Source organism: Psychrobacter immobilis (assembly GCF_904846065.1).
Taxonomy (GTDB): domain Bacteria; phylum Pseudomonadota; class Gammaproteobacteria; order Pseudomonadales; family Moraxellaceae; genus Psychrobacter; species Psychrobacter immobilis_H.
On sequence record NZ_CAJGZV010000001.1, the window covers coordinates 1,946,099 to 1,959,761 of the forward strand.

The 13,663-nt window shown below is 44.0% G+C and carries 11 protein-coding genes; 9 read left to right on the top strand and 2 right to left on the bottom strand.

Annotated features, from left to right (window positions below):
* The first annotated feature begins 89 nt into the window (after window positions 1–89).
* Window positions 90–2,318, top strand: coding sequence for a TonB-dependent siderophore receptor (locus JMW64_RS08015; RefSeq protein WP_227694135.1), 2,229 nt, complete (start codon window positions 90–92; stop codon window positions 2,316–2,318).
* Between the two features lie 101 nt (window positions 2,319–2,419).
* Entirely contained in the window at window positions 2,420–3,187 is a 768-nt protein-coding gene (locus JMW64_RS08020; protein ID WP_201554032.1) for a siderophore-interacting protein, read from the top strand.
* Window positions 3,188–3,380: 193 nt separating this feature from the next.
* Here JMW64_RS08020 and JMW64_RS08025 read toward each other — a convergent pair whose 3' ends face one another.
* Together JMW64_RS08025 and JMW64_RS08030 are read right to left on the bottom strand one after the other, a co-directional pair.
* On the bottom strand, window positions 3,381–4,049 hold the full coding sequence (locus JMW64_RS08025) for a cupin domain-containing protein (RefSeq protein ID WP_201554034.1): 669 nt from the start codon (window positions 4,047–4,049) through the stop codon (window positions 3,381–3,383).
* A 124-nt stretch (window positions 4,050–4,173) separates the two neighbouring features.
* Window positions 4,174–5,037 carry a universal stress protein gene (locus tag JMW64_RS08030; RefSeq protein WP_201554036.1) on the bottom strand — a complete coding sequence of 288 codons (864 nt, stop codon included), beginning with the start codon at window positions 5,035–5,037 and terminating at the stop codon, window positions 4,174–4,176.
* Window positions 5,038–5,334: 297 nt separating this feature from the next.
* Here JMW64_RS08030 and JMW64_RS08035 point away from each other — a divergent pair, with 297 nt between their 5' ends.
* The 7 genes from JMW64_RS08035 to JMW64_RS08065 all read left to right on the top strand — a co-directional run bounded on the left by JMW64_RS08035 (window position 5,335) and on the right by JMW64_RS08065 (window position 13,662).
* The gene (locus JMW64_RS08035; protein ID WP_087814189.1) at window positions 5,335–5,868 is read left to right on the top strand and encodes a DUF2058 domain-containing protein; all 534 of its coding nucleotides are present in this window, start codon (window positions 5,335–5,337) and stop codon (window positions 5,866–5,868) included.
* Window positions 5,869–6,255: 387 nt separating this feature from the next.
* Window positions 6,256–6,660 carry a hypothetical protein gene (locus tag JMW64_RS08040; protein WP_201554039.1) on the top strand — a complete coding sequence of 135 codons (405 nt, stop codon included), beginning with the start codon at window positions 6,256–6,258 and terminating at the stop codon, window positions 6,658–6,660.
* 260 nt (window positions 6,661–6,920) lie between these two features.
* A complete protein-coding gene (locus JMW64_RS08045) occupies window positions 6,921–9,107 on the top strand; it encodes an FAD-dependent oxidoreductase (RefSeq protein WP_201554040.1) in 2,187 nt (728 codons plus the stop codon).
* A 51-nt stretch (window positions 9,108–9,158) separates the two neighbouring features.
* Entirely contained in the window at window positions 9,159–10,478 is a 1,320-nt protein-coding gene (locus JMW64_RS08050; RefSeq protein ID WP_201554041.1) for an ABC transporter substrate-binding protein, read from the top strand.
* Window positions 10,475–12,244 (top strand): ABC transporter permease, encoded by a 1,770-nt coding sequence (locus tag JMW64_RS08055; protein WP_201554042.1) that lies wholly within the window; start codon window positions 10,475–10,477, stop codon window positions 12,242–12,244. The genes JMW64_RS08050 and JMW64_RS08055 overlap by 4 nt, the downstream gene beginning before the upstream one ends.
* A 101-nt stretch (window positions 12,245–12,345) precedes the next feature.
* Window positions 12,346–12,990 carry an ATP-binding cassette domain-containing protein gene (locus JMW64_RS08060; RefSeq protein ID WP_201554043.1) on the top strand — a complete coding sequence of 215 codons (645 nt, stop codon included), beginning with the start codon at window positions 12,346–12,348 and terminating at the stop codon, window positions 12,988–12,990.
* Between the two features lie 36 nt (window positions 12,991–13,026).
* Entirely contained in the window at window positions 13,027–13,662 is a 636-nt protein-coding gene (locus JMW64_RS08065; protein ID WP_201554044.1) for a CDP-alcohol phosphatidyltransferase family protein, read from the top strand.
* Window position 13,663 lies beyond the last annotated feature (1 nt).

Genomic DNA, 13,663 nt, shown 5'->3' on the forward strand with positions numbered 1-13,663 from the left:
TTGTTTGTAAATTTTTAATGATAATGATAATCATTAATGTTATTATTCCTTTTCTTTCGCTTTCGGCATTTGATAACTTACAAGGAAATATGATGCGTTTTATCTCAACGTCTACATCCATTCGTCAAAAACGTTTAACTCTCGCGGTGCAATTGGGATTGGCAATGGGTTTGAGCCACGCAGCTTATGCTGAGACGATGCCGAATAACATCGAAAACAGTGTTGAGAACGACGTCGATAATGATGTTGGTAGTGATGTTAATAATAATGAGACTGTGACACCATCGACCACCTTGGATACCATTACTGTCTATGCCGACAACTATCGTAGTACAGGCACCAAAACAGCGTTAGATCCCAATGATGCACCCATGAGCTATACGAGAATCGATCAAGCGCTGTTACAAAAACGTCAAGCAGACAGTGTCAATGCAGCGTTACGTTATGAGCCAGGGGTGAGTACTGAGAGTCGCGGTACCGTATCCATCTTTGATGAATACAATATTCGCGGTTTTAAAACTTACTCCAATTTTTACGATGGATTAAGACTGCCCTACGATGGGGCTTGGAATCTGATGCCGCAAGTCGATATCTACGCAACAGAAGCAGTCGAAGTGGTCAAAGGGCCCGCATCCTCACTCTATGGCTATGCATCTCCAGGTGGCATGGTCAATCAAGTCGCCAAAACCCCAAAAAGCACTCAAGCATCTGAGGTACAGTTGCGAGTGGGTAATCAAAACCTAAAAGAAGTGGCGGTCGATACGACAGGACCTATCACAGATACGCTCAATTATCGTTTGGTGGCGTTAAAACGACAAAAAGACGGGCAGATGCAGACCACAGAAGAAGAGCGCACACTGATCAATCCGTCACTGCAATGGCAACCGACAGAAGATGTGTCCGTTCTTGCCAATCTGTTTTATCAAGATGATCCGGAAATGGTGCCTTCCACCCCACTGCCTGCCGTTGGCACTGTCTACCATGCCAGCTATGGCAAACTGGGCAGTGATGCCTATGCCGGCGATGAGTGGAATCACTTCAGCAAAGAAGTACTCATGCCAAGTGTTACCATAAACTGGGACATCAATGATAAGTTGACGTTCAAGCACATTCTGCGCTATACCGACGCCGACGCGCAGCAGCGTAATATGTACAACAGCGGGTTTGTAAGTGGTAGTGATAAGATAATAAATCGCGTGGCCTACACCACCGATGAAAGTATGAACAACTGGACCACGGACAACCAGCTTGCTTATCAGTTAGATACTACCAATACCTCGCACAATTTATTATTTGGTATTGAGTATCAAGAGACAGACAGTACCGCCACTTATTATGATGCTGGCGCAGATGGCACGCCAAACCTTGATTTGTCTAACCCAGATTTTTCGCAAATTAATGCCGATACTTTGCCTTTAGAGGCTTATCGTCAAAATGAAAACATTGAACAAAGCCAGCTTGGTTTTTATATACAAGATGAAATGAAATGGCAAGATTTGATAGTAGTAGCAGGCTTACGTCATGATAACTTTGATAGTATCACTAAGCAAACCAAGGCTTCTGAAGGTGCCATCTATAGTGATAGAACCATTGACAATGATGCCTCGAAAACCAGTGGTCGTCTCGCAGCTATCTATGACTTTGATAATGGGCTATCTCCTTATGCTAGTTATTCTCAGTCGTTTCAGCCAGTGGTCGGTAGTAACTTTATTACCAATGCGCCATTTAAGCCAACGACTGCCGATCAGCTAGAGGCTGGTGTCAAATATCTCTCTGCCAATCGCGCCACACAAGGAACATTAGCAGTATTTGATATCACTCAAAAAAACGTCGTGGTGGCTGATGAAATCAATTATAGAAGTCAAACACAAACGGGTGAAATTACCTCCAAAGGCTTTGAAGTCTCAGGCAGCCATATGCTTAATGATTGGGTAGATATTGCCACCAGTTATAGCTATACCGATGCTGAAATTACAGAAGATGAATTCAACCCTGAGGTGGTTGGCAATACCCCTGCGCAAACGGCGAAGCACAAGGCAACATTGTGGGCAGATTATTATGCTACTGACAAGCTCAGTCTCAATGCTGGCGTACGCTATGAAGGCGGTATGCAACTTGATAAGCAAAACTCAGACGAATTACCAAGCGTGACTTTGGTAGACATTGGCGGTAATTATCAAATCAATCCGATGCTCACTGTCGGCGCGAGTGTCAACAATCTCTTTGATAAAACCTATGTTGGCGCTTGTTATGATATTAACAATTGCTGGATGGGACCTGAGCGCCAAATGTCCGTCAGCCTAAAAGCCAATTTTTAGGCAATGTAGAACTTACCATTACTAGAGAATGTCCTCAATCTGAACCAAATCTAATAAATGAGCTAAAAATATGAAACAGTTAAATAAAGGAAAGTATTAATATGGCAAAACCTACCCCAAGAATGCTAGATGTAATTAGCAGTAAATACCTCACGCCACATATGTGCCGCGTCACGCTTGGCGGTGCTGGACTGACTGATTTTCCGGCAGATCAAGAAAGCGCGTACATTAAGCTAATATTCCCTCAAGGCGACGAGGCTCGACCATTGATGCGCACCTATACCGTCAGCGTTCAACGTGATGACGAAATAGATGTCGATTTTGCGTTGCATGAGACAGAAGGCCCTGCTTCAACATGGGCACGTAACACCCAAGTGGGTGAGCAAATATTGGTAGGCGGCCCTGGACCAAAGAAGCTGATTAACAATGAGGCAGATTGGTTTTTATTGATCGGTGATATGACAGCGCTGCCGGCAATTACCATCAATCTTGCCCAGCTACCTGCTGACGCACACGGCTATGCAGTCCTTGAGATTACCACTGAAGCAGATAAGCAACTACTCAAGAAGCCAGACAACCTTGACATTCATTGGGTGATAAACGCGCATCCAAATGCACATCCAAATGCACATCCAAATGAACAAAGCAGCCCATTACTTGATCGCGTTAAAACGCTTACGTGGCTAGCAGGACAACCTGCTGTTTGGACAGCTTGCGAGTTCCATAGTATGCGCGCTCTACGCCATTATTTTAAGGTAGATCGCCCAATACCAAAAACACATTTGTACATATCTAGCTATTGGAAAGTCGATAGCACAGAAGATCAGCATAAAATTGTCAAACGAGAGGATGCCCAAAGTATAGAATGATAAGCAATGACGTTTTGTATTTTTGAACTGTTTTAAAAGCGGTTTGAGTAATGATTGATAAATTTTGCCTTACTAATCATTACCCCGCTTCTTATCTACTTTTATTGGCTAAATAAAAGTATAGTGACAAAATATAGTGGCATTGTAGAATATGAGCAGCTGGTGAGCTGCTCATAAAATGTGATCACTACCCTTACAACCCTATCACTTGCATTAAATGCCCTGTCTTGAGATACACTGTAGCTCCTTCAGATCCTGCCTGTATTTGCGCATGCTCACCTGCTGGCAGACGTATCCAGCCGCTGCGCTGATAAACTTGACCCTCATCTATCAACTCGCCTGCTAACACCAGTATTTCTGCACCACCACAGACTGCCTCATTAAACAGTAACTCGCCTGCCTTGATACGCTGCAAACTCACTTGCTCATTATCACCTGAGAATAGAGGACAAACATCACGGCTGCCCTGTTGTTGCCAATGAGCCTTATCTTTAGTATTGATAGCCACATAATGAGGTTCATCAGCTGGCATTTGACGTAGCTTGACGAAAATCACTGCGCCTTCATCACTATAGGGCTTGTGTCCTGAGGTCGGTGGATTGCGCAAATACCAACCTGCTGGGTAATGTTTGTCATCTGCAGAAAAAGTACCTGACAATACTAAAATCTCTTCACCATATGGATGTAGATGATGCGGAAAATAAGAATTGGGTGCATAGCGTACAAGGCTAGTGGCACGTGCTTTTTCTGCACCCACACGGTCAAGCATCACGCGCTCTACCCCATTTTGTGGTGACTTAATCCACTGGTGTTGCTCAGGTATAAGGGCAGCGCGGCGAGTAAAGTCTGCATGAATAAGCATAAACCATGTCCAAAAATAGTATGATGAGATGATCCTTTAGCAAACGTCAGATATGCTCACTGAACGTCATCGACAGCTAAAGGCGCAATGATTGCACCTCACTATTATAAACCTTACCGAGTTTTCAACGTACTAAAATCACAGGAGATAGCGTGCTGGCGATAATTTCTGTCGTGGTACTACCAAGAAATAATTGTTGCAATTTCGAATGTCCATAAGCACCCACCACCATCATATCAATGTTGTTTTCTACCTGAAACCTTAACAAGCCGTCGACGGCATCGGAGGCAGATAAATGATGTGCCGCGACGCTAAAACCTGCGTCCTCCAATTGTGCCGCTGCGGCGCTTAAGCTTTGTTTTGACGCGTCGTTATGATTGCCTATCATGACGATATGACCTTGCAATCCTTTTAATACAGGACTCCTCGCAACCATCCATGCTGCTTTAATAGCCGTTTTGCTACCATCAAAAGCTATCATATATGAGCTAGGTTCTTTGAACGTCTCTGAGCAAATCAATATAGGAACGTCAGATGCGCGGGCAACGGTTTCAATTTGGCTACCGATATTAATACGGCTGCTTTTGTGATCTTCACCTCGGCGTCCCATGACGATGGCACGGTTTTCTGCTTTAAAATGCTCAATGGCAGGTAATAGCTTGCCGCGACGTTGATAGATACGAATATCGACCTGAGTAAAGTTACCTTGAATATGGCTTTTTGCGTCTTGTACCAAAGCATTGCTATAACTGTTCACCACCTTCGCTCTTTGCTCGTCTAACTGTGTCAATTCCTCCAATAAAAACTGGCGGCTATTGACTCCTATTGCGCCTGACAAATCGCGTCTGGTCGAGGCTGGAACCTCACTCACATGCAACAACGCTACGGGTAAATTTAATTTACTGGCATACCATGCTGCATAGTCACAAACCGATTCAGTCACTGCCGAGCCGTCTATACAGGCTAAAATGTGCTGTGATGTTGTCATATTCCGTCCTTAAATTTAACGATTTAATCCTATACAGCTTTCTATACCCACTATAAATATGGTCACCGAAAAACAAATTTACCAAAGTACATGGTTACCAAAAAATATAACGGCAAAAAAAGCATATCCACTGCCTTGATAATAACCAATTTAAATGGCTTCAGCCAGCGATGTGTGCCCACTTCTGCCATAATTAAAAAAAGTCTTGTCATCGTCTAACAACATGCCGTAGCGAATTTTGCTACAATGGTTTTTTAGCATTTATGATTTAAGTATCCTTATCTAGGTGATGGAATTATGGCAAAGAATGCCCTACAGGCTCAGTTATTAAAAGCGGGATTGGTGGATAGCAAAAAAGCCAAGAAAATCAGCAAGCAGACTCAGCATGCCAAGCGTACTGGTGACTCAGAAAGCATGGAAGCGAAAAAAGCATTGGCAGAAGCCCAAGCGAAAAAACTAGAGAAAGATCAAAAGCTCAATCAAGAAAAACAACGTATTTTAGAAGAGAAGATGCTCAAGGCTAATATCGTCCAAATGATTAAGCAGCATCAGATTGCCGATACCAATGGCGATGTTAATTATCAATTTGTCGATAATGCTAAGGTTAAAAAAATCTTTGTCACTCAAAAACTATATGACCAAATCGTCGCCGGTCATGTGGTGATTGCACGCTTAGAAGAAGGCTATGCACTCCTTCCTCGTCCGTTGGCAGATCGCATCGATGCAAAAATGGAAGGCTTCATGGTCGTGTCTAACGATACATCAGAAGAAGTACTGGCAGAAGATGATCCTTATGCCGCCTATGTGATTCCAGATGATTTGATGTGGTAACCGTTCAATTTCATCATACTTATGATGTCAGCCAAAAGCCTTTCATGGACTATATCAGTCTATGAAGGGCTTTTTATTGTACGAAAAGCGACCACCTTTAACCTAGCATTGCTGCTTTGGTTGAAAAACGTAACGATACTCTGGAACAGTAGCATGCTTGAGGCTACGAACTTGAACAACCATTCAATAACAACTACAATGCGTTTTATTGACCTACTGAGCGTTAGTATTTTGTATAATTTTGTATAATTTTGAGTAATCACTCAAAATAAACACTTTATTAACGCTTACTGCCTGACAATAGTAGTCATTGCCATATATTTTATTGATTAGACTTACCAAGCTCTTTTGCACTCACTTTTAACGCTTATTAAGAAGAAATAACTTATGCCAAAACATCTCCCTCTTTCACTGTTATTGCTTCGACTGGGTATTTTCATTGTTTTTTTAGTCTGGACTTTAGATAAGCTTATTAATCCTGATCATGCCGCCGGCGTCTTTTCTAGTTTTTATGGTTTTGAAAGTATAGGCGACACTGTTTTCTATGTCATTGGCGCGGCTCAATTCATCCTCATTCTGTTGTTTGTCACAGGATTATTCAAAACTTGGACTTACGGCATCATCTTGCTACTTCATGCGATTTCGACGTTCTCAACCTTCGGCTTATACCTCAAGCCTTTTGATAACTTGTTGTTCTTTGCAGCATGGCCGATGTTGGCTGCGTGTTTGGCGCTTTTCTTAATGAGAGACTGGGATACCTTAACCTTGGGCAAAAAAGTTTCTTTAGTCTAAACATCAGTCATGTTTGTCGTTAGATTGGGCTGGATTGAACATGCAAGAATATAAATACTAGCCTACGAAACTCAAGCTCTATACTATGAAGACTACTGAGTGAGCTGTTTTATTGTATATAAATGCACAAACCATGCAAAAAACTTAACGCAATTATCGTTACCACTAACTTGTCATTACCACTAACATGGTCAAGGTTCTTAATCATAAAAGAATGACGATGACTTTAGCCTTCGCTCTACTACTTAGCCGGATATTTTATGATTAAAAGAATATTGTTAATACTGTTAATATTAATATTAGCAGCAAGCTTTTTCTACTTTGACCTCAATCAATTATTGACGCTTGACGGCTTAAAAGGGTCGATGGCGCAATTTAACGACTACAAAGCGCAATCACCATTATTGATTATCGGTGGATTCTTTTTGCTATATGTCGTCGTCACCGCATTATCCTTACCGGGTGCCGCTATCCTAACCTTGGCAGCTGGCGCATTATTTGGTTTATGGCAAGGCTTATTGGTCGCCTCATTTGCCTCCAGTATTGGTGCGACACTCGCCTTTTTAACCTCACGTTACTTACTGCGTGATACGATTAAACAGCGCTTTCCTGAGCGCTTAGCAGCCATTGACGCTGGCGTTGAAAAAGAAGGCGGGTTTTACTTATTTACCTTGCGCTTAGTACCGATATTTCCTTTCTTTTTAATTAACCTATTGATGGGTGTCACCGCGATTAAAGCGAGGACATTCTACTGGGTAAGCCAAATCGGTATGCTCGCTGGCACCTTCGTATATGTCAATGCTGGTACGCAATTGGCGCAAATTGACAGTTTGTCGGGGATTTTATCGTTTAATTTGATTGTCTCATTTGCGTTGTTAGGTTTTTTCCCATTAATCGCAAAAGGCATATTAAATATGCTAAAAAAACGCCGCGTCTATAAAAACTATAGCAAACCTAAAAAATTCGATCGGAACATGATCGTGATTGGCGCAGGTGCTGGCGGGCTAGTCACTAGCTATATCGCGGCGACCGTCCGAGCAAAAGTGACCTTAATCGAAGCGGGTGAGATGGGCGGTGACTGCTTAAACTATGGCTGTGTACCCAGTAAAGCTTTGATTAAAAGCGCGAAAGTCGCAGAACAAATGCGCCATGCTGAGCGTTACGGCTTGGAAAATACCCCACCAGAATTTTCATTTAAGAACGTTATGACCCGCATCCATAAAGTCATCGCTGACATCGCGCCAAACGACAGCGTCGAGCGTTATACGGACTTGGGTGTTGAAGTATTAAAAGGCTATGCCAAATTCATCGACCCGTGGACGGTAGAAATTGCGCTAAACGATGGCGGCACGCAAACACTCACCGCACGTTCCATCGTTATCGCGACTGGCGCGCGTCCCTTTATACCAGATTTTCCGGGTTTGGAAGAAACGGGCTACGTAACCAGCGATACTATATGGAATAAATTTGCCGAATTAGAAGCAGCACCGAAAAAGCTGGTCGTCCTTGGCGGCGGGCCAATCGGCTCTGAGCTGGCGCAAGCCTTTGCACGCTTAGGCTCCGATGTGACCCAGATCGAAAGAGGTGCGCGTCTCATGAAAAAAGAAGACGTGGAAGTCTCAGAATTTGCGCAGAAAGTCCTCGTTGAGAGCGGCGTAAACGTTTTAACCTCGCATCAAGCGATTCGCTGCGAAACTCGCGATGGTAAAAAGTTCATTATCGTTGAAGCGCAAGGCGACAGTACCGTTAAGCAAGACCGTCAGAACAAGCAAGAAATCGCGATTGAATATGACGAATTGCTTTGTGCCGTTGGACGCAGTGCCCGCTTAGAAGGTTATGGTCTTGAAGATTTGGGCATCGAAACGGAGCGTACTATCGAGACTGATGACTATCTAGAAACCCTCTACCCCAATATATACGCCGCAGGTGATGTCGTTGGCCCTTATCAGTTTACCCACGTCGCCTCTCATCAGGCATGGTACGCAGCCGTAAATGGTTTGTTTGGACATTTAAAGAAGTTTAAAGTAGATTATCGCGTGATTCCGTGGACAACCTTTATCGATCCAGAAGTCGCACGCGTGGGCTTAAATGAGCAAGAAGCTATCGAAAAAGGCATCGATTTTGAGATTACCCGCTACGACTTTAAAGATTTAGATCGCGCGGTGACGGAAAGTGCCAATCATGGTTTTATCAAAGTCATTACCTCTAAAGGCAAAGATAAAATACTTGGCGTGACCATCGTCGCTGAACATGCTGGGGATTTAATGCCAGAATTTATACTGGCGATGAAGCACGGTTTAGGGCTGAACAAAATACTCGGCACCATTCATATGTACCCGACATGGGCAGAGGCTAACAAATACGCGGCTGGTGAATGGAAACGCAATCATGCGCCCGAAACGATATTAAACTGGCTTGAGAAATACCATACATGGCGTCGAGGTTAGTTAAATTTTTATCAACTGCGCTGAAAATATATCATCATAACGGAAACTTAAATGTACGTTATTAAATCTTTACCAGCTATGCCAACGCTAAAAAATCTAAGCCGCTATAGCGCCTATGCTATGGCGCTTAGCGTTTGTGCAGTTATTTCTTCAAGCATATCAGCAAGCACTGCCTCACCCACTACCGATGACCTTAATCAAAATTTATCATCTTGGCAGCAGATAGAGGCGCAAGGTAAAAACCAAGACGTTTACTTCCATGCGTGGGGCGGCGACCCACAGATCAATGCCTATCTACAGTGGGCAGCCGAGCAAGTAGATGATAAATATAATATCAATTTAGTCCATGTGAAATTAAGCGACACCAGTGAAGCGGTCAGTCGCGTACTTGCGGAAAAATCAGCCAATAACAATGATGAAGGCAGTGTAGACCTCATCTGGATTAATGGCGCAAACTTTGCCACCATGAGTGAAAACTCATTATTGCTGAAACAATGGGCGAACAAGCTGCCTAACTTCGCGCTGACCGATCCAGAGAATAATCCTGCCGTTAACTTTGATTTTGGTGTGCCAACCAATGGTATGGAAGCGCCATGGGGACAAGCCTCACTGACCTTTTATTACGACAGCTTATCAACTGATAAGCCACCAACCACCTTGAATGAACTAGTCCATTGGACAGCGCAAAATCCCGGACGTTTTAGCTATCCAAAGCCACCTGACTTTTTAGGCATGAGCTTTTTAAAATACGCTTTAGTCATGCTGCACGAACAACAGGATGCTAAAACAGGCGAAAATATCAAAGCACAGCTCAACCTGCTAGCCACTGAGCAAAATACAGATATGATATTAGCCCCTTTATGGACGTTTCTCGATGATTTGCATCCAACTCTATGGCGTAAGGGTGAGCAATTTGTGCAAACGGGCGCGCACATGCGGCGTTTGGTTGATGATACCGAGCTTAGCTTAGCCTTTAGCTTTTCCGCGCCTGAAATTCCTGCGGCCGTGCAGCGTTATGATTTACCCCAGAGCATTCGTAGCTATGCGATGAGCGATGGCAGCTTAAGCAACACCCATTTTGTGGCGATTCCTTATAACGCCAGCCACCCACAAGCCGCGCAGCTAGTGTCAAACTTCTTGCTAAGCCCAGAAGCACAGGCTAGAAAGCAAACGCCTGCTATATGGGGTGATAAAACCGTACTCGTCCAATCGACGCTCGACCCTGAGCAACAAGCATTATTCAAGACTAACAGACCGCATCCGAGCGCCCTACCGGTTGACGCTATAAAACGTACCGTAAATGAACCACATCCGAGCTGGGTTGATGCCATTATGCAAGGCTGGCAGACACGTTATGGAGTCAGCCCATGAGTAAAGATTCTAATAATAAAACGGCTGATGCAAGCACTAGAACGATAGATCCTTATAAAACAGACCTATTTACGCACATTGTATCCTTGAGTCCGAAATTTTTACTGCTACTGTTGATATTACCCGTACTCGGTGGTTTACTCAGCGTGCTGTTACCTGCCTTTAGCTGGGTACCGGCACTTGAAAAAACGACCGTTAGTCTACAAGGCTTTAACGATCTTTGGCAGACGCCAGGTCTTACTCAAATGGTCGCATTAAGCATCGCTACTGGATTAATCAGCACGCTACTCGCTTTTGTCATGACCTTAATGATATTGGCGGCATTTTTTAATAGCGTTTGGCTGACTCGTATTGAGCGTTTACTGAGTCCAATCTTAGTCATTCCTCATGCAGCGGCAGCCATAGCCGTTGGCTTTTTAATTGCGCCTTCTGGTATGTTTTCACGCCTCATCTCACCATGGCTAAGTGGTTGGGAGTTGGCACCAGCCGGTATGTTTCCCCATGACCCGTACGGCATTAGCATCATTTTGGGCTTAACCTTAAAAGAGCTGCCGTTTTTATTACTCATGGCGCTAGGCGCTTTGGCACAGCCTGAGCTTGGTAAAAAGCTACGTCAACAATATAAAGTCGCGCTAAATCTCGGCTATTACCCCATTACTGCCTTTTTTAAAGCCGTGCTCCCTATCCTCTATCCTTTTTTACGTTTGCCTATCTTAGCCGTGCTGGCCTATGCCAGTGCCAGCGTAGAGATGCCATTGATATTGGGTCCAAACACGCCGCCAACGCTGGCGGTTACTATCATGCAATGGTTTAACGATGTAGATTTGAACTTACGTATAAAAGCCTCGGCGGGCGCGTTATTACAGCTCGCTTTGACGGGTGGTTTAATCGCCTTGTGGCTTGGTAGCGAGAGAACGATAAAAACTTGTTTTAATGGCACGTTGGTAAATGGCAAGCGCCACTATGCCGATGCATTATGGCAAAAAATCACCGCCGCGTTGACCACTGTGGTGATTGGCTTTATTTTGCTGGCGCTCATTGGTCTGGTAATGTGGTCAGTAGCTGGTTTTTGGCGCTTTCCAGCCGTATTGCCAGAGCAATTAGTGTTATTACATTTTCAAAGTGCCTTTACGCAAATGGGTACGCCATTATTTAATACTCTTGCTATCGGTATCGTGAGTACCGTATTTGCCATTGTGCTGACTTTATTATGTCTAGAAGCTGAACAATTAAGTAAAAAACCACTCTCAAAATTTACCAGTTTAATTATCTATTTGCCGCTGTTAGTACCCAGTATTGCCTTTTTATTTGGTTTGGTGTGGCTACAGCAACTGGTGAATAACCAAACGGCGTTTTTTAATGTGGCGTTTACCCATCTGCTTTTTGTACTGCCTTATGTGTTTTTATCGCTTGCCAGTAGTTATAGGCGTCTAGACCCGCGTTTTGCTCATGTAGCCGCGAGCCTTGGTGCAACTCCTGCTAAAGTATTTTTGCAGGTGAAATTACCGCAATTATTTGCGCCGCTGTTAATTGCTATCGCCCTTGGTTTGGCGATTAGCTTTGGTCAATACTTGCCGACGTTGTTAGCAGGCGGCGGACGTATAGCCACCATCACCACAGAAGCGGTGACTCTCGCAAATGGTGCCAGTAGGCGCACCAGTGCGGTGTACGCCATCATCCAAATGGCGTTACCGTTAATTGGCTTTATATTGGCGTGGGTATTGCCCAAATATTTCTTTAAAAGTGGCAGCAACAGCAGGCGTTAAAATTGTTTATTTTGAAGACAATCATTTTTAATAGCACTGGTTTTGAATAGCACTAATTTTGAAAATACCTAATAATAAAAACGCAAATAAAAGGGCCTTTGATGCAATCCTCTTTACAGATAAAAAACTTACAGTTATATCGGCAAGGCACGCTATTACTGAGCCTAGATGAGCAAATTACTGGTGGTGAAATATTGACCGTCATGGGTCCATCTGGTAGTGGCAAATCAAGCTTATTGAACTGGCTAACAGGTACTTTACCAAACGGTTTTACCGCTACTGGTGAAGTCTGGTTAAATGATAAAATTGTAAGCCATCTGCCGACGCACCTACGGCATATTGGGGTACTGTATCAAGACGCCCTACTGTTTTCGCATTTATCGGTCGCGGGTAATATTGCTTTTGCGATGCCTAAAGGTAACAAAATGGGCGATAGGAAACAGCGTCGTGAAAAAATAGCACAAGCGCTGGCACAAGTGGGTTTAGCAGGCATGGGAGAGCGCCATCCTGACAATTTATCAGGCGGGCAACAAGCACGAGTGGCGCTACTGCGTACCTTACTCAGTGAGCCAAAAGCGATACTACTCGATGAGCCTTTTAGCAAGCTAGATACCCAGCTCCGAGTAGACACGCGCCAACTGGTATTTGAGCAAATCCGCACGCATAAACTCCCCGCCATTATGGTTACGCACGATCATAGCGATGCTGAAGTAGCAAAGGGTAAAGTTATTCATTTAGACCTGTAGTCTTAAACATCCAAGCGAAATACAAAAGGCAAGCACATGCTAGACAAATTTCTCACGCCCATGATTAAGCCAATGCTAGCCCCTGTGGTCGTTGTGTTGCACAAACGCGGTATCACGGCTGATCAACTTACGGTGGCGGGCTTTTTAATCGGCATGTTAGCGTTGCCACTGCTGGCGTTTGAATTGTGGTATGGCGCACTTGCAGCGATTGTATTGAATCGTATTTTTGATGGTCTTGATGGCGCGCTAGCTCGTCATGCACAGCAAAGCTCAAGCGCAGGCGGCTACTTAGACATTACGCTCGACTTTTTATTTTATGCAGCAGTTCCGCTAGGCTTTATCTTGGCAAATCCTGAACAAAACGCCATTGCTGGCGCTTTATTACTCGCGACCTTTATTGGCACAGGCTCTAGCTTCTTAGCGTTTGCCATTGCTGCGGAAAAGTTTACACTGGATAAACCGCAGTTTAAATATAAAAGCTTTTATTATTTAAACGGTTTGACGGAAGGCACCGAAACCATCGCACTGTTTGTCGCTTTTTGCCTGTGGCCACAGCACTTTGTATTACTTGCCAGCATTTTTGCCACAGCCTGCGCGATTACGATTTTTACCCGTATCCATGGCGGCTACCATACCCTTAAGCAGCTAGAAATAGATAAAAACAGTATATAAA